The 23,087-nt window shown below is 74.0% G+C and carries 16 protein-coding genes; 6 read left to right on the top strand and 10 right to left on the bottom strand.

From position 1 onward, the window contains the following. Nucleotides 1-70 precede the first annotated feature (70 nt). The 7 genes from ACFYYB_RS07500 to ACFYYB_RS07470 are packed head-to-tail and all read right to left on the bottom strand — an operon-like array spanning nt 71 to nt 8,866. The gene (locus tag ACFYYB_RS07500) at nt 71-901 is read right to left on the bottom strand and encodes an HpcH/HpaI aldolase/citrate lyase family protein (RefSeq protein ID WP_389433790.1); all 831 of its coding nucleotides are present in this window, start codon (nt 899-901) and stop codon (nt 71-73) included. Then, entirely contained in the window at nt 898-2,112 is a 1,215-nt protein-coding gene (locus ACFYYB_RS07495; RefSeq protein WP_389433788.1) for a CaiB/BaiF CoA transferase family protein, read from the bottom strand. Before ACFYYB_RS07495 ends, ACFYYB_RS07500 begins: the two co-directional genes overlap by 4 nt. Beyond that, nucleotides 2,109-3,014 (bottom strand): ribokinase, encoded by a 906-nt coding sequence (gene rbsK, locus ACFYYB_RS07490; protein ID WP_389433787.1) that lies wholly within the window; start codon nt 3,012-3,014, stop codon nt 2,109-2,111. The genes ACFYYB_RS07495 and rbsK overlap by 4 nt, the downstream gene beginning before the upstream one ends. Beyond that, nucleotides 3,011-4,618, bottom strand: coding sequence for an ADP-ribosylglycohydrolase family protein (locus ACFYYB_RS07485; RefSeq protein ID WP_389433785.1), 1,608 nt, complete (start codon nt 4,616-4,618; stop codon nt 3,011-3,013). The genes rbsK and ACFYYB_RS07485 overlap by 4 nt, the downstream gene beginning before the upstream one ends. Beyond that, nucleotides 4,615-5,805, bottom strand: coding sequence for an ADP-ribosylglycohydrolase family protein (locus tag ACFYYB_RS07480; protein ID WP_389433784.1), 1,191 nt, complete (start codon nt 5,803-5,805; stop codon nt 4,615-4,617). Before ACFYYB_RS07480 ends, ACFYYB_RS07485 begins: the two co-directional genes overlap by 4 nt. Next, on the bottom strand, nt 5,802-7,883 hold the full coding sequence (locus ACFYYB_RS07475; RefSeq protein WP_389433782.1) for an ADP-ribosylglycohydrolase family protein: 2,082 nt from the start codon (nt 7,881-7,883) through the stop codon (nt 5,802-5,804). Before ACFYYB_RS07475 ends, ACFYYB_RS07480 begins: the two co-directional genes overlap by 4 nt. Continuing rightward, a complete protein-coding gene (locus ACFYYB_RS07470; protein ID WP_389433781.1) occupies nt 7,880-8,866 on the bottom strand; it encodes an ADP-ribosylglycohydrolase family protein in 987 nt (328 codons plus the stop codon). Before ACFYYB_RS07470 ends, ACFYYB_RS07475 begins: the two co-directional genes overlap by 4 nt. 269 nt (nt 8,867-9,135) lie before the next feature. Between ACFYYB_RS07470 and ACFYYB_RS07465 the strand changes: the two genes are divergently transcribed. The 3 genes from ACFYYB_RS07465 to ACFYYB_RS07455 all read left to right on the top strand — a co-directional run bounded on the left by ACFYYB_RS07465 (nt 9,136) and on the right by ACFYYB_RS07455 (nt 16,247). After that, nucleotides 9,136-9,867: a VIT1/CCC1 transporter family protein gene (locus ACFYYB_RS07465; RefSeq protein WP_327307220.1), complete on the top strand. Its 732-nt coding sequence runs from the start codon at nt 9,136-9,138 to the stop codon at nt 9,865-9,867. A 376-nt stretch (nt 9,868-10,243) separates the two neighbouring features. Then, nucleotides 10,244-14,794 carry a glutamate synthase large subunit gene (gltB, locus tag ACFYYB_RS07460; RefSeq protein WP_389434943.1) on the top strand — a complete coding sequence of 1,517 codons (4,551 nt, stop codon included), beginning with the start codon at nt 10,244-10,246 and terminating at the stop codon, nt 14,792-14,794. After that, nucleotides 14,787-16,247, top strand: a complete 1,461-nt coding sequence (locus ACFYYB_RS07455; RefSeq protein WP_389433778.1) for a glutamate synthase subunit beta — start codon at nt 14,787-14,789, stop codon at nt 16,245-16,247. Before gltB ends, ACFYYB_RS07455 begins: the two co-directional genes overlap by 8 nt. Nucleotides 16,248-16,409: 162 nt before the next feature. Here ACFYYB_RS07455 and ACFYYB_RS07450 read toward each other — a convergent pair whose 3' ends face one another. Continuing rightward, the gene (locus ACFYYB_RS07450) at nt 16,410-17,192 is read right to left on the bottom strand and encodes a GntR family transcriptional regulator (protein ID WP_389433777.1); all 783 of its coding nucleotides are present in this window, start codon (nt 17,190-17,192) and stop codon (nt 16,410-16,412) included. Beyond that, nucleotides 17,189-17,737 (bottom strand): GntR family transcriptional regulator, encoded by a 549-nt coding sequence (locus tag ACFYYB_RS07445; RefSeq protein ID WP_389433775.1) that lies wholly within the window; start codon nt 17,735-17,737, stop codon nt 17,189-17,191. The genes ACFYYB_RS07450 and ACFYYB_RS07445 overlap by 4 nt, the downstream gene beginning before the upstream one ends. Before the next feature lie 149 nt (nt 17,738-17,886). Here ACFYYB_RS07445 and ACFYYB_RS07440 point away from each other — a divergent pair, with 149 nt between their 5' ends. The 3 genes from ACFYYB_RS07440 (at nt 17,887) to ACFYYB_RS07430 (ending at nt 21,993) form a co-directional block, all read left to right on the top strand. Continuing rightward, a complete protein-coding gene (locus tag ACFYYB_RS07440; RefSeq protein ID WP_389433773.1) occupies nt 17,887-18,276 on the top strand; it encodes an ATP-binding protein in 390 nt (129 codons plus the stop codon). 196 nt (nt 18,277-18,472) lie between these two features. Further along, nucleotides 18,473-21,034 (top strand): molybdopterin-dependent oxidoreductase, encoded by a 2,562-nt coding sequence (locus ACFYYB_RS07435; protein ID WP_389433772.1) that lies wholly within the window; start codon nt 18,473-18,475, stop codon nt 21,032-21,034. Further along, nucleotides 21,031-21,993, top strand: a complete 963-nt coding sequence (locus tag ACFYYB_RS07430) for an FAD binding domain-containing protein (RefSeq protein WP_389433771.1) — start codon at nt 21,031-21,033, stop codon at nt 21,991-21,993. The genes ACFYYB_RS07435 and ACFYYB_RS07430 overlap by 4 nt, the downstream gene beginning before the upstream one ends. Nucleotides 21,994-22,078: 85 nt before the next feature. On the opposite strand, the gene ACFYYB_RS07425 is transcribed toward ACFYYB_RS07430, so the two are convergent. Next, on the bottom strand, nt 22,079-23,065 hold the full coding sequence (locus tag ACFYYB_RS07425) for a GlxA family transcriptional regulator (RefSeq protein ID WP_389433769.1): 987 nt from the start codon (nt 23,063-23,065) through the stop codon (nt 22,079-22,081). Nucleotides 23,066-23,087: the final 22 nt, after the last annotated feature.

Here is a 23,087-nt window from a genome sequence, read left to right as displayed (position 1 = left end):
CCCGTCTCGCGTCCACCGGTACGGCGGGCGGGCGTACGGGCTCCCGTGCGCGGGCCGGGCGCCCCGCGGGTCAGGAGAGGACCGGCGCGACCGGCGCGACCCTGCGGGACAGGGCCACCACCCGTTCCGCGCCCGCCAGCATCGCCGGGTCGACGAAGCGGCCGTCGGGCAGGGCCACCGCGCCCGGGGTGCGGCGGGCCGCGGCCACGATCTCCGCGGCGGCGCTGACCTCCGCCGGGCCGGGCAGGTAGGCCCGCTCGATCACCGGGAGCTGGCGCGGGTGGATCGCCGCGCGGCCCAGGAAGCCGAGGGCGCGGCCCCGGGCGCAGGAGGCCGCCAGTGCCTCCAGGTCCCGGATGTCGGGGAACACCGACTGGGCCGGCGGCGCCAGCCCGGCCGCGCGGGCCGCGACCACCACCCGGGAGCGCGGCCAGTCCAGGCCCGACTCCGCGGTGACGCCGAGGTCGGCCCGCAGGTCCGCCTCGCCCAGGGACAGCCCGCGCAGGGCGGGGTGCGCGCGGGCGATGTCGTAGGCCCGTTCCACGCCGATCGCCGATTCCAGCAGGGCGTACAGGGCCACCCCGGGGGCGCGGTCGGCGGTGGAGACGATCTGCTCCGGGGAGGAGATCTTGGGCAGGCGCAGCCCGGCGAGGCCGTGGAGCCCGCCCAGCGCGCTGAGGTCGGCGCCGCCCCAGGGGGAGTCCAGGGCGTTGACGCGTACATGGACGGGGACCGGGTGCCGTTCGCGGAGCAGTTCGGCCGTGGCGGCGCGGGCGTACTCCTTGCGGGAGGCCGACACCGCGTCCTCCAGGTCCACGATCACGGCGTCGGCCCCGGCGTGCAGTGCCTTGGACACCACCTCGGGGCGGTCGCCGGGTACGTAGAGCCAGGTCAGGATCACAGGGCCCCTTCCGTGCGCAGTGCGGTGATCTCGGCCGGGGTGAGGCCGATCTCGGCGAGTACGGCATCGGTGTCCGCGCCGTGCGGGCGGCCCGCCCAGCGGATGGAGCCCGGGGTTTCCGAGAGCCGGAAGAGGACGTTCTGCATGCGGATCGGGCCCAGCTCCGGGTCCTCGACCTCGGTGATCGTGTCCAGGGCCGCGTACTGCGGATCGGCCATGACGTCCCGTACGTCGTAGACCAGCGCGACCGCGGCCTCGGCCTCCTCGAAGGCGGCCGTCACCTCGTCCGCCTTGTGGCGGGCGATCCAGCCGCCGACCGCCTCGTCGAGCACGTCCGCGTGACCGGCCCGCCCGGAGCCCGTGGCGAACCACGGCTCGGCGATCAGCTCGGGCCGCCCCACGAGCCGCATCACCCGCTCGGCGATGGACTGGGCGGAGGTGGAGACCGCCAGCCAGCGGCCGTCCAGGCTGCGGTACGTGTTGCGGGGCGCGTTGTTGGTGGAACGGTTGCCGGTGCGCGGCTGGACGTAGCCGAGCTGGTCGTACCAGAGCGGGTGCGGCCCGAGGACGGTCAGGATCGGCTCGATGATCGCCAGGTCCACCACCTGCCCGTGCCCGGTGCGGTCGCGGCCGGCGAGCGCGGCCATCACGGCGTACGCGGTGGTCAGCGCGGCGATGGAGTCCGCGAGCCCGAACGGCGGCAGGGTCGGCGGCCCCTCCGGCTCCCCGGTGATCGCCGCGAAGCCGCTCATCGCCTCCGCGAGGGTGCCGAAGCCGGGGCGGTGGGCGTACGGGCCCGCCTGGCCGAAGGCCGTCACGCGGGTCAGGATCAGCCGCGGGTTCGCGGCGGACAGCTCGGGCCAGCCCAGGCCCCAGCGCTCCAGGGTCCCCGGGCGGAAGTTCTCGATCACCACGTCGGCGGTGGCGACCAGGCGCAGCAGGGTGTCCCGGCCGCCGGGGCTGGACAGATCGAGGGTCATCGTCCGCTTGTTGCGGCCGAGCAGCTTCCACCAGAGGCCGATGCCGTCCTTGGCGGGGCCGTGGCCGCGGGAGGGGTCGGGCCGGGTCGGGTGTTCCACCTTCACGACCTCGGCGCCGAAGTCGCCGAGCAGGGTGGCGGCGAGGGGACCGGCGAAGAGGGTGGCGAGGTCGAGGACGCGGAGCCCTCGCAGGGGCGGGGCGGGGGCGGCGTCCCGGTCGGCGGGCGTCATGAGGCGGCTCCGGAGCGGGCGAAGGCGTCGGTCTGGTCGCGGGTCGGCATCGAGTCCTGGGCGCCGGGGCGCTGCACGGACAGGGCGGCGGCCGCCGAGGCCCAGCGCAGCGCCTCGGGCATCGGCCGGCCCTCGCCCAGGGCCACGGCGAGCGCGCCGACGAAGGTGTCCCCGGCGGCGGTGGTGTCCACGGCCCGTACGCGCGGCGCGGGCACGGTCAGTGACGCGCGGCCGCGGGCGGCGTACAGGACCCCGGCCGCGCCGAGGGTGATGACCACCTCCGGCACGTCCTGGAGCAGGGCGGCCGCGGCCAGGTGCACGTCGGTGAGCCCGGTGAGGGCGGCGGCCTCGTGCTCGTTGGGCACCAACAGGTCGGTGGCGGCGAGGAGTTCGGCGGGCAGCGGCTGGGCCGGGGCCGGCGTGAGGATGGTCCGTACGCCGTGGTCACGGGCGGCCAGCGCGCCGGCGAGCACGGCCTCCAGGGGCAGTTCGAGCTGGAGGAGCAGGGAGTCGGCGGCGCCGATCCGGGCGGCGTCGCCGGGCTCCAGGGAGGTGACCAGGGCGTTGGCGCCGGGGATGACGATGATGCTGTTGCCGCCCTCGTCGTCCACGGTGATGTGCGCGGTGCCGCTGGCGCCCTCGACGGTGCGCAGGGCCGCCGTCCCGACCCCGGCGCCGGTGAGCGCGGAGCGCAGCCGTACGCCGAACTCGTCGGCCCCGACCGCGCCGATCATCACCACCTCCGCGCCGCAGCGGGCGGCGGCGACGGCCTGGTTGGCGCCCTTGCCTCCGGGGACGGTGCGGAAGTCGCGGCCGGTGACGGTCTCCCCGAGGCGGGGGGCCTTGGAGACGTAGGCGACGAGGTCCATGTTGGTACTGCCGAGCACGGCGATGGCCGTCATGAGCGGGCTGCCTCCTGTGCGGTGAGGTGGGCGAGGGCGTCGAAGCCGATGCCGTCGAAGCCGGGGACGCTGGTGGCGAGGCGATTCTTCAACGGGGCGGTCCAGCGGTGCGCGATGGCGTCGGGGGAGCCGGCGAGCAGTCCGGCGAGGGCGCCGGCGGTGGCGCCGTTGGAGTCGGTGTCCCAGCCGCCGGACACCGCGCGGCAGACGGAACGGGTGAAGTCCCCGTCGGCGTGGGTGAGGGCGGCGGCGATCACGGCGGCGTTGGGGATGGCGTGGACCCAGTGGTAGTGGCCGTAGCGGGCGTGGAGCAGGTCGACGACGGTATCGAAGTCGGCGCCGGTGCGGTGTGCGTCCGAGGCCGCCCGGATCCCGTAGCCGACGGCCTCGGCGAGGCGGGAGCGGGGCGGTACGACGGCCAGGCCGGCCCGGAGCGCGGTGTGCACGTCGGCCCGGCCGGTGGCCGCGGTGGCGGTGGCGGCGGCGACGAACGCGGCGGCGTGGGCGCCGTTGCCGGTGTGGGTGAGCGCGGCGTCCCGGTGCGCCTGGGCCGCGGCGGCGGCCGGGTCGCCCGGGTTGGTCCAGCCGTGGACGTCCGCGCGGATCAGGGCGCCGATCCACTCGCGGAAGGGGTTGTGGTGGGTGGCGGTGGCGGGGGGCTCCAGCCCTTGGAGCAGATTGCGGTAGGCGACCCGTTCGGCGGTGAAGGTCCGGCCGGCCGGGAGCTCGTCGAGCCAGAGCCGGCCGACGTCGGCGGTGGTGAAGCCCTTGCCGTGGCGCTGGAGGAGGAGCAGGCCGAGGAGGGGGTAGTTGAGGTCGTCGTCCTCGGGTGTGCCGTCGATGTTCTCGGCGAGGGAGGTGGGCGCGGAGCGGCGGTTCCAGGGGTGGGCGGCGAGCACCTCCGGTGGTACGCCGCGCTCGGTGAACCAGTCGGCGAGGGGCCAGTTCCCGGCGGCCCGGGCCAGGGCCCGGATCCCGTGCAGGGGCAGCTTCTCCACGGGCTTCCCGAGCACGCACCCGACGGCCCGGCCGACCCAGGCCGCCTCCAGCCTCCGGCGCAGCCCGGAGCCGGGAGCGGCCGCCCCGGCCCCGGTCCGGGGCACGGCCCCGGCCTCGGTGGAGGCCCCGGTCCGGGGCGTGGCCGGGGCCTCGGCCCCGGGCAGGCTCTTGGTTCCGGGCACGGCCTCGGCCTCGGCTCCGGGCACGCCCCCGGGCCCCGGGGGGTGGGCGGGGCCGTGGCTCTGGGGGGCGGGCCACGGGGACGGTTCGGTGGGGGTGGGGAGGGCTGCCAGGGCCGTCAGGAGGTCGGTGGCCAGGGCTCGGAGTTCCGGCGGGGCCGGGGCGGGGGAGGCGCCCGCCCGGGCCGGTGCGAGGTGGCCGCCCGCCGCGAGCCAGACCCGCAGCAGGGGCTCCGCGGCCTCCCCGCGGCCGTCCTCGGCGGCCTGCCGGAACTCGTGGCCGACCAGATCCTCGGGCTGCACCCAGGTCAGCCGGACGGGCGCGCCGTGCCCGGAGCCGGGCGGCGGGGCCGTTCCGCCGCCCGGGGCGGACCGCTCCGGGTGCCCGGGGGTCAGGCGCTCGTCCCTCGTCTCGGGGAGGGTCATCGGGGGGTCGTCAGGGTGGCGAAGGCGGCTTCGTGGGTGCGGCGCCGGGAGGCGTCGCGGGCGAAGACCTCCCGGGTGATCGCGGCCAGCGAAATCGCCGGGGCGCGCAGGTCCAGGCGGCTGGCCTCCGCGACCCGGTCCGTCCAGGCGGGCGGGACGGCCGCCTCGCCCGACAGGGCGCCCGCGATCGCACCGGCCATGGTCGCGATGGAGTCGCAGTCCCGGCCGTAGTTGACCGCGCCGAGCACGGAGGTCTCGTAGCAGCCGTCGGCCACGAGCAGCATGCCGAGCGCGATGGGGAGTTCCTCGATGGAGTGGAGGCGGGACGGGCGCCGCGCGCCCAGGGACGGGGCGCGGTAGTCCGGGCCGACCGAGTCGTACGGGGCGACCGCCGCCCGGAGCGGCGACAGGGCCGACTCGAAGTCCCGGTGGCGGGCCGCGACTTCGCAGACCGCCGCGATGGCCTCGCGGGTGCCGTCCTTGGCCAGGGAGAGGGCGGTGTCGATGACCGAGGTGGCCGTCGCGCCCGGCACGCACGCCGCCGCGACCGCCGCCGCGAACACCCCCGCAGCCTCCCGGCCGTACGAGGACTGGTGCGCGCCGGTGACGTCCAGCGCCTCCGCGTACGCTCCGGCCGGATTGCCCGCGTTGACAAGGCCGACCGGCGCCATGTACATCGCCGCGCCGCAGTTGACGATGTTGCCGGTGCCCGCCTCCCGCGGGTCCGCGTGCGCGTAGTGCAGCCGGGTCACGATCCACTTCTCGGCGAGGAAGATCCGCTGGAGGGGGAGGGCGTCCGCCTCCAGTTCGGGGATCCAGCGGGGGACCGTCATCAGATCGGGGACCAGGTGCTCGGCGATCGCGTACGCGTCCAGGTGGTCCCGTACGGCCTCGTAGACGCGGACCAGCGCGTGCGTCATCAGGGTGTCGTCGGTGACGTGGCCGTCGCCCTTGTGGTACGGGGCGATCGGGCGGGCCGTACGCCAGTCCTCGTGCCACGGGCCGACGATGCCGCGCACCCGGCCGCCGTGCCGCTCCACGATCTGTTCCGGCGTCCAGCCCTCCACGGGGCCGCCCAGCGCGTCGCCGACGGCCGCGCCGACGAGGGCGCCGGTGATCCGGTCGTCCAGGGTGGGGGAGGGGGTGTGGGTGTGGGGCGTGGGGTCCACGGGGGTCAGGGTCGTCATGTGCGGGGCTTTCCTTGGGGCTTGGGTGAGGTGAGTTCCGTACGGGTGAGCAGCGCGGCCAATTCGACGAGGTCGGTGCCCGCGAGGCGGGGGAGGGCGCAGCCGGAGAGGACGCGGCACGCTTCGCGCCAAGCGGCGGGGAGCGAGTCGCCGCCGCCGAGCGCGCCGGTCAGCGCGCCGGCGAGGGCGGGGGCGGAGTCCGCGACGCGCGACAGGCAGGCGGCGGCCGGGACCGCCTCGCCGACCCGGCCGCGGGCGGCGGTGGCGAGGGCCAGGGCCACGGGGACGGTTTCCGCGGCGGCGATGCCGTAGCTGTAGACGTGGTCGACGATCTGGTGCTCCAGGAGCGGGACGATCGCGAAGGCCCCGCCGGCCGCGCCCCTCTCGGCGCGGGCGAGTTTCACCGCGTGCCGGGCGTTGCGGCCGATCTCGGTGGATTCGGGGAGCTGCGCGAGGGCGGCGTCGACGGCGGCGTCCGTATCCGCCGCGGTGCAGGTCCCGGTGCTCGCGAGGGCGGTGGCGATGGCGGCGGCCATGGCGCGGGCGCCGTGGACCCCGTCGCCGTCCTGGGTGTAGCGGGCGTCGAACTCGGCGAGGTCCGCGGCCGCTTCGGGGTCCCCGGGATGCACGACGGCGAGGACGCAGGCTCGGATGCAGGCGGCGTCGTCGAAGTAGTGCGGGTTGTCGTGTCCGGTGGCGGGCGGACGCAGGCCGGCGGCGAGGTTGCCGAGGCCGGCCCGGACGGAGATCCGGGCCCGGAGGGGCAGGACGGCGGACTCCACCTCGGGCGCGCGTTCCGCCGCCGCGGCGACCTCGCTGGCCAGGGCGTTCCAGGCGAGGTCGATGGCCGCGCGCATGCGGCGGGACCGGGAGAGGTCGCTGAGCAGCACCCCGGCGGCGGTGAGGACCGACTCGGCGGCGAAGGCGGCCCATTCGGCGTCGTCGGAGGGGCCGAGGCGCAGCGGCTCCGGGGGCTGGTTGAGGGCGATGGGGACGGGGAGGGTGGTGGTGGCGTTCTGCTCGGCGAAGGTGTCGAGCTCGCGGGTGAGGCGGCGGGTCCACTCGGGCATCCGGCTGGCGCGGTGGCGGGCCGCGGGCCAGCCGGCGGCGTCGCCGGCGGCGAGCCCGAGGAGGAGCCCTTCGATCCGGCGGGGGCCGACGGGGTCGGCCTCGGTTCGGGGGGCCGTGGCCGTGGCCTTGGCCGTGGCCGTACGGGGCTGCGCGTCCCGCGGTGCGGGTCCCGACGGGGCGGTGAGCGGGCCGCCCGCGACCTCGGCCGGGGCGGTGTGGGGCCGTCCGGGCCCGGTCGCGGCACGCAGCGGCGGGGTGCCGCCCGTGGTTCCCCGGCCGGGCGCGTCCACCGCGCCGGCGGTACGGGCCTGCGTGCGCGGCGGGGCGTCGTGCCCGGCCGGGGCCGGCTCCGGGGCGGGGGGACTCTCCCCGTACCCGCCCCTTCCCGAAACCGGGGGCAGGCCCCCGGGCCCCCGGACGGGGGCGGCCGTCGTCCCCGCCGCCCCGGGAGCGGCGTGGCCCCGTACCGCGGGAGCGGACCGGAGGAACTCGGGCACCGGCGTGCCGGCGGCCCCCCGGCCCAGGGCCGAGCAGGTCGGGGCGCCGCCTCGCGGGGTCTCCCCGGCCGAGGTGTGGCCCTCCGGGCCCGGTCCGGTGGGGGCGTTGGCCGGGTTCGGCCCGGCCGAGGTGTGGCCCTCCGGGTCCGGCCCGGTGGGGGTGTCGGCCGGGTTGGGCCCGGTCAGGGTGTGGCGCGCCGGGTCCGGCTCGGTGGGGGTGTCGGCCGGGTTGGGCCCGGTCAGGGTGTCGCGCTCGGGGTCCGGCCCGCTGAGAGCGTCGGCCTGGTTCGGCACGGCAGGGGTGTCGCCCTCCGGGTCCGGCTCGGTGGGGGTGTCGGCCGGGTCCGGTCCGGTCAGTGCCTCGGCCGGGTTGGGGCCGGTCAGGGGGTCGGCCTTTCGGGGGTGCTCGGCCTCGGGGGTGTTCCGTGGGGGCGGGCCCTGTGGGTTCGTGAGGGGGCCGGGTTCCTGGGGCGGGGTCTTCGTGGACGGGGGCGTCGGGGTCAGGGTCATCGGGGGGCCTCGGTTTCCGGGGTGAGGAGGTCCGCGATGTCCAGGACGTGGTAGCCGCGCATCGAGGGGAGGCAGCTGCCGCGGACCGGGCCGATCACCGAGGACCAGGCGGCCGGGATGGCGGGGGCGCCGGACATCGCGCCGGCGAGCGCGCCCGCGACGGCGGCCGTGGTGTCCGCGTCGCGGCCCATGTTGACCGCCATGAGGACGGAGGAGGCGAAGTCGCCGCCGCACGCGGCGAACGCGCCGAAGGCGAGGCCGACCGCCTCCGGGGCCAGGTCCGTCCAGGGGTAGCCGCCGATGACCACCGCCGAACGCACCGCCCGCTCGCCGCGCGGGGCGGCCGTCACGGCCCGGCGCAGGGAGCGGGCCGTCCAGGAGTCCGAGGGGATGACCGAGAGGGCCGCCGAGATGACGGAGGCCGCCGAGCCCCCGGCCATCGCCGCCGCGACCCCCGCCGCGACGGCCTGGCCGCCGTAGATGCCCTCGCCGTCGTGGCTGACGCAGCCGTCGATGGCGACCAGCCGGGCGGCCTCGGCGGGCCGGCCCGCCGCGAAGACGCCGAAGGGGGCCGCCCGCATGGCCAGACCGTCCGACCAGGCGTGCCGGTGCTGGGCGGAGATGGGGGCCGCCAGGCCCCGGCGGAGGTTCTCCAGGGTGCCGCGTTCCGAGAAGCCCGCGCCGCGGAACGGGCCTTCGTCCAGGTCCGCGATCCAGTGGTGCCACGCCCGTTCCACGTGCGCGACCGTCAGCGCCGATCCGTGGCGGGCCAGCAGCAGCCCCGAGAAGATCGCGTACTCGGTGTCGTCCGTGCCCGCCGGGTCGTCCGAGACGAAGCCCTCGATCCGGCCCCACTTCGCCCGGATCTCCGACGGCTTCATGTTCTCCGCGGGGGCGCCCAGCGCGTCACCCACCGCGAGTCCGAGAAGAGCGCCCCGGGCCCGTTCGAGGAGGACCTGCGGATTGCATGCAATCAGCTCCATGGCGCGCCTCTCCACTTGATGGGACTCATATTGAGCCCTTGGGGGATTTGTGCCATGGCATGTGGTTTGTCGCTCGTCGCGAAACACCCGCCGCGCACCGCCGTCACCCGGTCGCCGATCCCCAAAACCCCAGGTAAGTACGGCCTTCCTTGCTGGCGGGCGGCAAAAATCGTGCGTAGTTTCGAGGTGTTCAGGGGGAGTGGGTGTCCGCGCGTCGTCCATGGCACAGCTCTGCGCACCCATTCGTACAAAAGGGGAGATACGTCGACATGTCCATCATCGATATCGAAGCACCGCTTCACACCGCCCACCGCGACAACCACACCCACCGTGACGTCAACGGCGGATGGCTGCGCCCGGCGGTCTTCGGTGCGATGGACGGGCTCGTCTCCAACCTCGCGCTCATGACGGGCGTGGCCGGCGGCGCCGTCGCCCCGCACGTCATCGTGGTCACCGGCCTGGCCGGCCTCGCCGCCGGAGCCTTCTCCATGGCGGCGGGGGAGTACACCTCGGTCGCCTCGCAGCGTGAGCTCGTGCTCGCCGAACTGGACATAGAGCGCCAGCAGTTGCACAAGCACCCCATCGACGAGATGGAGGAGCTGGCCGAGCTCTACGTCTCGCGCGGCGTCGAGCCGGCGCTGGCCCGCGAGGTGGCCATGCAGCTGTCCCGCGACCCGGAGCAGGCGCTGGAGATCCACGCCCGCGAGGAGCTCGGGATCGACCCGGACGACCTGCCGTCGCCGATGGTCGCGGCCGTGTCCTCCTTCGGATCGTTCGCGCTCGGCGCGCTCGTCCCGCTGCTGCCCTACCTGCTCGGCGTGAGCGTCCTGTGGCCCGCGGTGCTCGCGGCCCTGGTGGGGCTCTTCCTCTGCGGCGCGGTGGTCTCCCGGGTCACGGCCCGGTCCTGGTGGTACAGCGGGCTGCGTCAGCTCGTCCTGGGTGGCGCGGCCGCGGGTGTGACGTACATCCTGGGAACCTGGATCGGCGGAGCCGTAGGCTGACCGTGCAGGGAGTGAGACACTATGCAGTAGGCAACATAAGTAGTCAGTTACTCGGCGGTTTCGATCCTGTGACCGCAGGGCATCAGACCCTGGGCGCCGGGCAATGAGGCCCGCCCCGTACCGGGACCTTCGTCCCGTGTCCCGATGGCAGGGCACCTGCGAAAGTCCCCTCTTGCCTGCCCCGTGCAGTGTCCGCATGCTGGAATGACGTATCCGCTTCTCGGGATTGTCGTCATCATGTAATCTGCACGAAATTTCGCAGAGGGCCAACGTCGTCCCTCGGCTATGCACATATGCCACGACGACGACGGGAGAGCCGATGCGTTCCGCATCCACGCACTCCGCGACCGGCCTCAGCAACACCGCCTGGTCGCCCATGGACGGTCGCCCCGCCCAGCAGGGCATGTACGACCCGCGCAACGAGCACGACGCCTGTGGCGTCGGCTTTGTGGCCAACCTCACCGGCGAGGCCAGCCACACGCTGGTCGAGCAGGCGCTGACCGTATTGCGGAACCTCGAGCACCGAGGCGCCACCGGATCCGAGCCCGACTCGGGCGACGGCGCCGGCATCCTCTCCCAGGTCCCGGACGCGTTCCTGCGCGACGTGGCCGGTTTCGACCTTCCCGAGGCCGGCGCGTACGCCGTCGGCATCGCCTTCCTCCCCGCCGACGGCACCGCACAGGCCGTCGCCGTGGAGCAGATCGAGGCCATCGCCGCCGAGGAGAACCTCACCGTTCTCGGCTGGCGCGAGGTTCCGGTCACCCCCGACCTGCTCGGCAACGGCGCCCGCGCCACCATGCCGGCCTTCTCGCAGCTCTTCGTGAGCAACGGGACGAGCGGGATCGAGCTGGACCGCAAGGCCTTCGTGCTGCGCAAGCGCGCCGAGCGCGAGGCCGGGGTCTACTTCCCGTCGCTCTCCGCCCGCACGATCGTCTACAAGGGCATGCTGACCACCGGCCAGCTGGAGCCCTTCTTCCCGGACCTCTCCGACCGCCGCTTCGCCTCCGCGATCGCCCTGGTCCACTCCCGGTTCTCGACGAACACCTTCCCGTCGTGGCCGCTGGCCCACCCGTACCGCTTCGTCGCGCACAACGGCGAGATCAACACGGTCAAGGGCAACCGGAACTGGATGCGGGCCCGCGAGTCCCAGCTGGCCTCCGGCCTCTTCGGCGAGGGCGCCCTGGAGCGGATCTTCCCGATCTGCACCCCGGACGCCTCCGACTCGGCCTCCTTCGACGAGGTCCTGGAGCTGCTCCACCTCGGCGGCCGGTCGCTGCCGCACAGCGTGCTGATGATGATCCCGGAGGCGTGGGAGAACCACACCTCCATGTCGCCGGCCCGCCGCGCGTTCTACAAGTACCACTCCACGCAGATGGAGCCGTGGGACGGCCCCGCCTGCGTCACCTTCACCGACGGCACCCAGGTCGGCGCGGTCCTCGACCGCAACGGTCTGCGCCCCGGCCGCTACTGGGTCACCGACGACGACTTCGTCGTGCTCTCCTCCGAGGTCGGCGTCCTGGACATCGACCCGGCCAAGGTCGTCCGCAAGGGCCGCCTGCAGCCCGGCAAGATGTTCCTCGTCGACACCGCCCAGAAGCGGATCATCGAAGACGACGAGATCAAGGACGCGCTGGCCGCCGAGCACCCGTACGCCGAATGGCTGGAGACGGGCGAGATCGAGCTGACGGACCTGCCCGAGCGTGAGCACGTCGTGCACACCCACGCCTCGGTCACCCGCCGCCAGCAGACCTTCGGCTACACCGAGGAAGAGCTCCGCGTCATCCTCGCGCCGATGGCCCGTACCGCCGGCGAGCCGCTCGGTTCCATGGGCACGGACTCCCCGATCGCGGCCCTGTCCGAGCGCCCCCGGCTGCTCTTCGACTACTTCACCCAGCTCTTCGCGCAGGTCACCAACCCGCCGCTGGACGCCATCCGCGAAGAGCTCGTCACCTCGCTGCTGTCCTCGCTCGGCCCGCAGGGCAACCTGCTGGAGCCGACGGCCGCTTCCTGCCGCAGCGTCACGCTGCCGTTCCCGGTGATCGACAACGACGAGCTGGCCAAGCTCATCCACGTCAACGCCGACGGCGACATGCCGGGCATGAAGGCCGCCACCCTCTCGGGCCTGTACCGGGTCTCGGGCGGCGGCGCGGCGCTGGCCGCCCGCATCGAGGAGATCCGCGGCGAGGTCGACGCGGCCATCGCGAACGGCGCTCACCTGATCGTCCTCTCGGACCGTCACTCCGACGCCGAGCACGCGCCGATCCCGTCGCTGCTGCTCACCTCGGCCGTGCACCACCACCTCATCGCCACCAAGCAGCGCACCCAGGTGGGTCTGCTGATCGAGGCCGGCGACGTCCGCGAGGTCCACCACGTCGCGCTGCTCATCGGCTACGGCGCCGCCGCGGTCAACCCGTACCTCGCCATGGAGTCCGTCGAGGACCTCCTGAGCGCCGGTACCTTCCTGTCCGGCCTGGAGCCGGAGCAGGCCATCAAGAACCTGATCTACGCGCTCGGCAAGGGCGTCCTGAAGGTCATGTCCAAGATGGGCATCTCCACCGTCGCCTCCTACCGCGGCGCGCAGGTCTTCGAGGCCGTCGGCCTGAACGAGGAGTTCGTCGCCGCGTACTTCGCGGGCACCGCCACCAAGATCGGCGGCGCCGGCCTGGACGTCATCGCCAAGGAGGTGGCCGCGCGCCACACCAAGGCGTACCCGGCCTCCGGCATCGCGGCCACGCACCGCGCGCTGGAGATCGGCGGCGAGTACCAGTGGCGCCGCGAGGGCGAGCCGCACCTGTTCGACCCGGACACGGTCTTCCGCCTGCAGCACGCCACGCGCAACCGCCGGTACGACATCTTCAAGCAGTACACGGACCGGGTGAACGAGCAGTCCGAGCGCCTGATGACGCTCCGCGGGCTCTTCGGCTTCAAGACGGACGGTCCGGCGGCACGTCCGTCGATCTCCATCGACGAGGTCGAGTCGGTCGCCGACATCGTCAAGCGCTTCTCCACCGGCGCCATGTCGTACGGCTCCATCTCCAAGGAGGCGCACGAGACCCTCGCCATCGCCATGAACCAGTTGGGCGCCAAGTCCAACACCGGTGAGGGCGGCGAGGACCCGGACCGCCTGTACGACCCGGCGCGCCGCTCCTCCATCAAGCAGGTCGCCTCCGGCCGCTTCGGTGTCACGAGCGAGTACCTGGTCAACGCGGACGACATCCAGATCAAGATGGCGCAGGGTGCCAAGCCCGGCGAGGGCGGCCAGCTGCCCGGCCACAAGGTCTACCCGTGGGTCGCCAAGACCCGGCACTCCACCCCGGGTGTCGGCCTGATCTCCCCGCCGCCGCACCACGACATCTACTCCATCGAGGACCTGGCTCAGCTGATCCACGACCTCAAGAACGCCAACCCGGTCGCCCGCATCCACGTGAAGCTGGTCTCCGAGGTCGGCGTGGGTACGGTCGCGGCGGGTGTCTCCAAGGCCCACGCGGACGTCGTCCTGATCTCCGGCCACGACGGCGGTACGGGCGCCTCCCCGCTCACCTCGCTGAAGCACGCGGGCGGTCCCTGGGAGCTCGGCCTCGCCGAGACCCAGCAGACCCTGCTGCTCAACGGGCTGCGCGACCGCATCGTGGTCCAGACGGACGGCCAGCTCAAGACCGGCCGCGACGTCATCATCGCCGCGCTGCTCGGCGCGGAGGAGTTCGGTTTCGCGACCGCGCCGCTCGTCGTCTCCGGCTGCGTCATGATGCGCGTCTGTCACCTGGACACCTGCCCGGTCGGCATCGCCACCCAGAACCCGGTCCTGCGCGACCGCTTCTCCGGCAAGCCCGAGTTCGTCGTCAACTTCTTCGAGTTCATCGCGGAGGAGGTGCGCGAGCTCCTCGCCGAGCTGGGCTTCCGCACCATCGAGGAGGCCGTCGGCCACGCCGAGCTCCTCGACACCAGCAAGGCCGTCACGCACTGGAAGGCGCAGGGTCTCGACCTGGAGCCGCTCTTCTACGTGCCGGAGCTGCCCGAGGGCGCGGTCCGCCACGCCCTGATCGAGCAGGACCACGGTCTGGAGAAGGCGCTCGACAACGAGCTCATCCGCCTCGCGGCGGACGCGCTGAACGCCGACTCGGCCGAGACCGCGCAGCCGGTCCGCGCCCAGGTCGCGATCCGCAACATCAACCGCACGGTCGGCACCATGCTCGGCCACGAGGTCACGAAGAGGTTCGGTGGCGCGGGCCTGCCCGACAACACCATCGACCTGACCTTCACCGGCTCCGCCGGCCAGTCCTTCGGCGCCTTCCTCCCCAAGGGCGTGACCCTGCGCCTGGAGGGCGACGCCAACGACTACGTCGGCAAGGGCCTCTCCGGCGGCCGTGTCGTGGTCCGTCCGGACCGCGGCGCCGACCACCTGGCCGAGTACTCGACCATCGCGGGCAACACGATCGGCTACGGCGCCACCGGCGGCGAGCTGTTCCTGCGCGGCCGCACCGGCGAGCGCTTCTGCGTCCGCAACTCCGGCGCCCTGGTCGTCTCGGAAGGCGTGGGCGACCACGGCTGCGAGTACATGACCGGCGGCACCGCGGTCGTCCTCGGCGAGACGGGCCGCAACTTCGCGGCGGGCATGTCGGGCGGCGTCGCGTACGTCATCGACCTGGACCCGGCCAACGTCAACGTCGGCAACACGGGCGCGGTCGAAGCCCTCTCCGACACCGACTCCCAGTGGCTGCACGATGTGGTGCGCCGCCACGAGGAGGAGACCGGCTCGACCGTGGCCGCGAAGCTCCTGGCTGACTGGACCGCCTCGGCGGCCCGCTTCAGCAAGATCATCCCGACCACGTACAAGGCAGTGCTCGCCGCCAAGGACGCCGCTGAGCTCGCCGGACTCTCCGAGTCCGAGACCACGGAGAAGATGATGGAGGCGGCGACCAATGGCTGACCCGAAGGGCTTCCTCACCACCCCCCGCGAGACCGCCTGCACCCGTCCTGTGGCCGAGCGCCTCAAGGACTGGAACGAGGTCTACGTTCCGGGCTCGCTGCTGCCGATCATCAGCAAGCAGGCCGGCCGCTGCATGGACTGCGGCATCCCGTTCTGCCACAACGGCTGCCCGCTCGGGAACCTGATCCCCGAGTGGAACGACTTCGCGTACCGCGAGGACTGGACCGCGGCTTCGGAGCGTCTGCACGCGACGAACAACTTCCCGGAGTTCACCGGGCGGCTGTGCCCGGCTCCCTGCGAGTCGGCGTGCGTGCTCGGCATCAACCAGCCGGCCGTCACCATCAAGAACGTCGAAGTCTCGATCATCGACAAGGCGTGGGACAACGGCGACGTCACCCCGCAGGCGCCCGAGCGCCTGTCGGGCAAGACCGCCGCGGTCATCGGCTCCGGCCCGGCGGGTCTCGCCGCGGCCCAGCAGCTGACCCGGGCCGGCCACACCGTGGTGGTGTACGAGCGCGCCGACCGCATCGGCGGGCTGCTGCGCTACGGCATCCCCGAGTTCAAGATGGAGAAGGTGCACATCAACCGCCGCATCGAGCAGATGCGCGCGGAGGGCACCAAGTTCCGTACCGGCGTCGAGGTCGGCCGCGACATCACCGCCACCGACCTGCGCAAGCGGTTCGACGCGGTCGTCATCGCGGCGGGCGCGACGATCTCCCGCGACCTCCCGGTCCCGGGCCGTGACCTGAACGGCATCCACTTCGCGATGGAGTACCTCCCCCTCGCGAACAAGGTGCAGGAGGGCGACTTCATGGCGCCCCCCATCACGGCCGAGGGCAAGCACGTGGTCGTCATCGGCGGCGGCGACACCGGCGCGGACTGCGTGGGCACCGCCCACCGCCAAGGCGCGGCCTCGGTCACGCAGCTGGAGATCATGCCGCGTCCCTCCGAGGACCGGCCGGCCGGCCAGCCCTGGCCGACCTTCCCCATGCTGTACAAGGTCACCTCTGCTCACGAGGAGGGCGGCGAGCGGATCTACTCCGTCTCCACCACCCACTTCGAGGGCGACGAGGACGGCAACGTCAAGGCCCTCCACCTCGTCGAGGTCGCCTTCGAGGACGGCAAGCTCGTCCAGAAGCCCGGCACCGAGCGCGTCCTCCCCGCGCAGCTGGTCACCCTGGCGATGGGCTTCACCGGCACCGACCAGGAGAACGGCCTCACGGCGCAGTTCGGCCTGGCGATGGACGCCCGCGGCAACATCGAGCGCGACGCCTCCTACGCGACCAACGTCGACGGCGTCTTCGTCGCCGGCGACGCAGGCCGCGGCCAGTCGCTCATCGTGTGGGCCATCGCGGAAGGCCGCTCGGCCGCCCGCGGCGTGGACCGCTTCCTGACCGGCACCAGCGCCCTCCCGTACCCGGTCAAGCCGACGGACCGCTCGATCACCGTCTGATTCCGGACGCCGTGCTCGCACCGTGGCGGCTGAGGTCTCCGCGGTACCCCCGGCCCCGGCCGGGACCCCTCATACGGTCCGTACAACGGTGTACGGGACTCTGACACCACGCCCGCCACGTCCCCGACCAGGGGTGGCGGGCGTTGTGGCGTTCCGGGGCGGTCAGGCTTCGGGCGTGAACTCGTACTGGAGCTCGTACAGGTGGCCCGCCTTCACCATCACGGTGACCTCGATCGGCTGCGCCTCTGCTCCGTACACCGTACGAAGGGTCCGCAGGACGGGCAGGTCGCCGGGCAGCCGTAGGGCGGTGTACTGCTCCTGGGTCGCGACGCGGGCGGAGAGCCGGTCCACGCTGCGGTGGGGTGGGAAGCCGAGCTCGGCCAGGAGGGTCGGAGTACCGCCACGGATTCGGCGGGGCTCGGCCAGGGCGGTGCCGCGTGCGAGGTCGGGCGGGTAGTACGAGCTCACCAGCTCGGCGGGTTCCCCGTCGATGCTCAGGAGTTGGTGCCTGCACACGGCGGGGCTGCCCACCGCGAGGCCGAGCGCGGCAGCGACGTCGCCGACGACCGGGACCTCTTCCACCGCCAGCAGGGTGCTGTGAGCCGCGCGGGGCGGTTCCGATGCTTCGGCGAGCCATGGGTAGGCGGCCCCGTCCACAGCTGGTGTCAGGGAGCCGGCCGGGCGAACGGTCCGTTGCCGGGTGTCCCGTACGGTCACGGCCGAGCCCGCACGGCCAAGAGCCAGTCCCTCGTCCTTGAGGAGTTGGACGGCCTTCTGGATCGTGGCGTTGGAGGCATCGAACCGGGCTTTCAGCCGCGCGGTCGAAGGCAGCTTCGATCCGGGTGCGAGGCCGCCGCTCATGATCTCGTCCCGCAGATCGGCGGCGATGCGGGCGTGGAGCGGCCGGGGGTCGGGGCCTGCGGCTTCGGAAGGGGACAGGGTCATGCGACCTCGATGTCGATCTCGTACCGCAGTTGCTGGCGTCCGGCAGGCATGATCATCACGTCGGCCTGGATCGGCCGGCCCGCTGCGTCGTAAGTGGTCCGGGTGAGTCGGAGGATCGGCTCGACCGGCCCGAGGCGCAGTTGCTCCCGTTCCTCGGGGTCCGGCATCCGGGCCGTGACATTCTCTACTGCCCGTACGCCGATGTGTCCCAGCGTGGCCAGCAGGGTCACTGCGCCGCCCCGGATCTTTGCCGTGCCGGCCAGCGGGGTGCCTGCGGCGATATCGGCAGGGTAATAGGTGTCGGTCAACTCGGTCGGCTCGCCGTCGAGTTCGATGATCCGGCGGCGGACGATGGCGGTCTCGCCGGAGGTGAGGTCGAGCATCCTGGCGACTTCGGCCGGGGGGTCGGCCTCGCCGGCGCGCAGGATGCGCTGCGCGCCGCGACGGCCTGCTACCTCGACCTCGGCGGTCCAGGCGTCCGAGTCCCCGTCGGCGCGCGGGGTCAGGTACGGCATCGACGTGCTGGTCCATCCGCTGCCGTTCACGCTGCCTCCTGAGTGTCCGTCGTGCTCTGCCGGTGCCCACGTTAGGCGACGCCTCCGTGCGATCCCAGCCTGCAACCTTGCTGGTTTTCGCGAATAGCGATACGTTCTGTGTGGCCTTGGAAGCTCAGCGTTAAGGCGGTGGGGTGCTTATGTCCTTGTCCCGGCAGCAGCGGTTCCCTCGGGCCCGTGCCTCGGTGCGCGCGGCCCGTCAGTTCGTAGGTGACACGCTCGGCGATTGGGGCGTGTGCGAGCGGCGGGACGACATGCGGCTCTGCGTGTCCGAGCTCGCCACGAATGCCGTTCGGCACGGTGCCCCACTGGGGCGGGAGTTCTCCGTGCGTTTGGGGTGGGAGGGAGAGATCGTGGCGATCGAGGTGCGTGACAGCGGCCCCGGTTCTCCCGTCGTGCAGCAGCCCGGCCTCGGTGCCCCGAGCGGCCGGGGGCTGTGGCTGGTGGCCGAGCTTGCGGACGAGTTCAAGATCCGCGACGAGCGGGTGGGCAAGACGATCCGGGCTGGATTCAAGCTGGGCCCGGCGTGAGGTGAGGGACGGTGACACAACGCCCGCCACGTCCCCGACCAGGGGTGGCGGGCGTTGTGGCGTTCCGGGTGGGGTCGGTTCGTCGGGGTGGGCGGTGCGCCGAGCTGCGGGGACCGTGGGGGCGGGTTATCAAGGGGGTGAAGGCGAGCCCGGTGGGTGTGGGGGTCGCCGCCGCCCACGCTGAGGAGTGCTTCCCGTGGAGTTCGAGGTCAATGGCGTCCCGTGTGCGGTGGACGTGGACGGTGATCCGGCCGCCGTCGAGGTGGTGCGGGAGCAGTTGGGGCTGACCGGGACCAAGGTGGTCTGCGCCGGCGGGGTGTGCGGGGCGTGCACGATCCAGGTCGACGGGGAGCCCCGGGTGGCCTGTCTGACGCCGGCCGCGCGGCTGGGCGGGCGGCGGGTGACGACCGTGGAGGGGCTGGCCGGTCACCCGGTCGGGCGTGCCTTCGCCGGGGAGGACGCGCTCCAGTGCGGCTACTGCACGCCCGGGTTCGTGGTCGAGGCGGCCGCGTTCTTCGAACGGTGGCGGGCCGCGCACGGAAGGCGCAGGCCGGGGCGGGAGGAGATCGCGGAGGCGCTGGCGGGGCACCTGTGCCGGTGTGGCGCCTACGAGGGGATCTTCAGTGCCGTCGCGGCGGCATGCGCGGGGGAGTACGACGGGGAGGCGGGCGCCGTTCCGCGCGCCGAGGCTCCCGAGAAGGTCGACGGGTCGGCGCGGTACACCACCGATCAGCGGGCCGAGGGGCTGCTGGAGGGGGTGATCATCCGGTCGCCGCACGCGCACGCGTACGTACGGTCCCTTGAGGCCGGGGATGTCGCCGTGGTGCCGCTGCTTCCGCCCGACGGCGTGGTGCGGTACGTCGGGCAGCCCGTGGCGGCGGTCGCGGCGGCGGACCGGGCCTCCGCGCGGGCGGCCGCCGCGCGGGTCACGGTGGAGTACGAGGTGCTGCCGGCCGCCCTCGACGTGGGCCGGGCCCGGGCCGGTGAGGGCCCGCTGGTCTACGAGGACAAGGCGGCGCGGAAGCTGGCGCCCGGATCCGGTGAGGCCCCGCAGCTGACGCCCGCCCGCTGGCGCGGCAACCGGCGCGGGCCGTCCGCGATGAGCAAGCGGCCGGCCACGGCCGTGCGCCGGATCGTCGAGGCGCGCGAGAAGAGTCCCGAGCGCGTGGTCGAGGGGTTGTTCACCACCGCCGCGCAGACCCACACCCCGCTCGAACCGCACGCCTGCCTGGCCCGGTGGGACGACGGAACCCTCCACCTGGAGGTGTCCACGCAGTCGGTGAGGCAGGTCGCCGTACTCGCCGCCGAGCGCTTCGGCGTGCCCGTCGAACGGGTGCGGGCCCGGGCCGTCCACGTGGGCGGAGGCTTCGGCTGCAAGATGGGGCTGACCTCCGACGTCGTGGCCGCGGTGGAGCTGGCCCGGCTGCACGGCGCCCCCGTACGGGTGGTGCTGGACCGGGACGAGGAGCTCACCGACGGCGGGTACCGGCCCGGGACCCGGATCCGGCTGGCGATGGCCGCCGACGCCTCCGGGGAGCTGAGCGCGCTGGCCATGGACGCGGACACCGACGGCGGGGTCTCGGTGGGCGGCACCGTCGCGGCGCTGGCCCGGTTCATGTACGGCAAGGCCCCGCGCCGGCTACGGGACTTCGACACCGTCACCCACCGGCCCCCGGGCGCCCCCTTCCGCGGACCCGGCGGACCCACGATGTGCTGGGCCCTGGAACAGGCCGTCGACGAGATGGCCCACCGGCTCGGGCAGGATCCGATCGCCCTGCGGCGCCGCTGGGACGGCAATCCGAAACGCCATGCCCTGTACGACCTGGCCGCCGCGCTCCCGGCCTGGTCGGGGACCCGCGGCGGCACCGGGCGGTTCCGCCGGGGCGTCGGGGTGGCAGCGGCCAACTGGCTCTACTTCCTCGACCCCGTCACCGAGGTCGAGCTCACCGTCGAGGACGGGATCGTCGTCGCCCGCTGCGCCGTGCAGGACATGGGCACGGGCTCGCGCACCGTACTGCGCCGGGCCGTCGCCGAAGGGCTCGGCGTACCGGAGGAGAGGGTGCGTGCCGAGGTCGGGCACAGCGACACCGTCCACGGGCCCACCTCCGGCGGCAGCCGCACCACGCCCTCGATCGTGCCCGCGGCCGTGGACGCCGCCGAACGGCTGCGCGACGCGCTCGGCGCCGCCGACGGCGACGTGGCCTCCCGGTTGGGGCTGGCGAACGGCGTACGGGTCACCGGCCGGCGCCCCCGCGACCGGCGGGGCTTCGTGACCCCCCTCAACCTGACCATGGGCGGCGTGGCGATCGGCCGCGGCTTCACCGGATCGGTGCAGGTCGCCGAAGTGGAGGTGGACACCCGGCTCGGCCGGATCCGCCCGCTGCGCGTGTGGAGCGGCATCGCCGCGGGCCGCATCCACGAGGAACGGCTCGCCCGCAGCCAGTGCGAGGGCGCCGTCGTCCAGGGCGTCGGCTACGCCCTGTTCGAGGAGCGGCGCACCGACCCGGCCACGGGGCGGGTGCTGACCGACAACCTGGAGGACTACCGCATCCCCGGCATCGGGGACACCCCCGAGATCACCGTCCACTTCCACCAAGAGGGCTTCGACCACGTCCCCGGCGGCGGAGTCGGCCTCGGGGAGATCTCCACCCTGCCCACCGCGGCCGCCCTGGCCAACGCGGTCCACGACGCCACCGGCTGGCGCCCGTACGACATGCCCATCCGCCCCGACCGGCTCCTGGAAGGACTGGGTACGTGAGCACCGAGCCCACCCTCACCGATCTCTCGGCCGCCGTCCTCGCGCGTGGCGGGGAGCTGCGCGCCGGTGGCACCGACACCACCGCCCGGTACCGCGCGGGCATCGCCCCGGGTCCGTTCACCGACCTCGACGGCGCCGGCAGCCTGCGCGGCTGTACGCCGCTGCCCGGCGGCGGGCTGCGGATCGGCGCCCTGACCACGCTCGCCGAGCTGGCCGCCGACCCTCGGGTGCGCTCCGGCTGGCCCGCCCTGGCGGTGTCCGCCGGGACCGCGGCGACCCCGCAGATCCGCTCCGCCGGCACCCTGGGCGGCAACCTGCTCCAGCGCAACCGCTGCTGGTACTACCGCAATCCGCACTTCAGCTGTCTCCAGAAGGGCGGCTCCGGCTGCCCCGCGCGCGAGGGCGACCACCACTTCGGCGTGGTCAGCGGCGACGGCCCCTGCGTGGCCCCGCATCCGTCGACCCTCGCGATGGCCCTGCTCACCTACGACGCGGGAGCCGAGATCCACGGCGAATCACCGCGCACGGTGGCCGATCTGTACGGGGACGGCGACCGGCTCCACCGCGCCGACCACCTGCTGGCACCGGACCGCGTCCTCACCGCGGTCCTGCTGCCGCCGACCCTGCCGGGCGAGCGCGCCGCCTGCCACCGGGCCACCAGCCGGGCCCACGGCGAATGGCCCCTGGTCGAGGCCACCGCCCGGCTCGCGCTGGACGGAGCCACCGTCACGCACGCCGCCGTCGCGGCGGGCGGCGTGGCGCGGGTTCCGCTGCGGCTGCCGGAGGTGGAGACCGTCCTGATCGGCCGGGAGGTCACCCACGAGCTGCTCGCGGCCGCGGCCGCCACGGTGCTCGCCCGCTGCCGGCCGCTGCCGCAGACCGGCTACAAGACCACCCTGTTCCGGGACACCGTGCTGGAGGTGCTGGAGCGGGCCGCCGGAGCGGCCCTCACCGGTTAGGCCGTCCCTTTCCGATCGCGCCGGGCCCGCCGGCCACCGCAGGCCGTCCCTTTCGGATCGTGCCCGGCCCGCGCCGCCCGCGGGCCTACGGCTGCCGCACCCGTGCCATGGCCCGGTAGGCGGTCGGGGTGAGGCCCGTGGAGCGGACCAGGTGGGTGCGCAGGGAGTCCGCGGTGCCGAGACCGCTGCGTGCCGCCACCTGGTCCACGGGCAGGGCGGTCGTTTCCAGGATCTCGCGGGCGCGGTGGAGGCGCTGGTGCAGGAGCCACTGCAGGGGACTGAGCGCGGTTTCTGCGCGGAAGCGGCGGGTCAGGGTGCGCACGCTCAGGCCCGCGTGCCGGGCCAGTTCGGCCAGGGTCGTCGGTTCGTGCAGGCGGGCCAGGGCCCAGGCGCGGGTCGCGGCCAGGGAGCTGCCGCGGTCGGCCGGGAGCGGGGTCTCGATGAACTGGGCCTGGCCGCCGGGCCGGGCGGGCGCCGCGACCACCAGACGAGCCGTGGCGTTCGCCACGGCGGCTCCGTAGTCGCCGCGCACCAGGTGCAGGCACAGGTCGATCCCCGCGGAGAGCCCCGCGGAGGTCACCACCCCGTCGTCCTCGACGAACAGCACGCCCGGCACCAAGTCGACCGCGGGGAAGCGCTCTCTGAACTCCTCCGACATGCTCCAGAAGGTCGTGGCGCGCCGTGAGTCGAGGAGGCCGGCCTGCGCGAGGACGAACGCGCCCGTGCAGATGGACGCGATGCGCACGTCCCGCGCGGCGGCGGCCCGCAGGGCGTCCAGTACCCGCGGGTCGCCGCTGACCCGGGCGCCGGTCCCCGTCACGATCACGGTGTCGGCCCGATCGATCGCCTCCAGGCCGTGGCGCACGACGATGTCGATGCCGATCGCCGCCTCGACGATGCCGGGGGCGGGCGTGCAGATCGTCACCTCGTAGGCCGGGTCCTCCCCGATGCGGGTCGCGCCGAAGACCACCTCCGGGATCGACAGGTCGAAGGTGGTCACCGGGGGGACCGCGATGACCACGACCCGGTGTGGCCGGTGGGCGGGCCGGTGGGTCGCACGAGGAGGCGTCATGGCTCGAATCTCCGGACGGCTG

The organism is Streptomyces sp. NPDC002886 (assembly GCF_042888445.1).
GTDB lineage: Bacteria > Actinomycetota > Actinomycetes > Streptomycetales > Streptomycetaceae > Streptomyces.
This window is presented reverse-complemented; position numbering and strand designations above follow the sequence as displayed.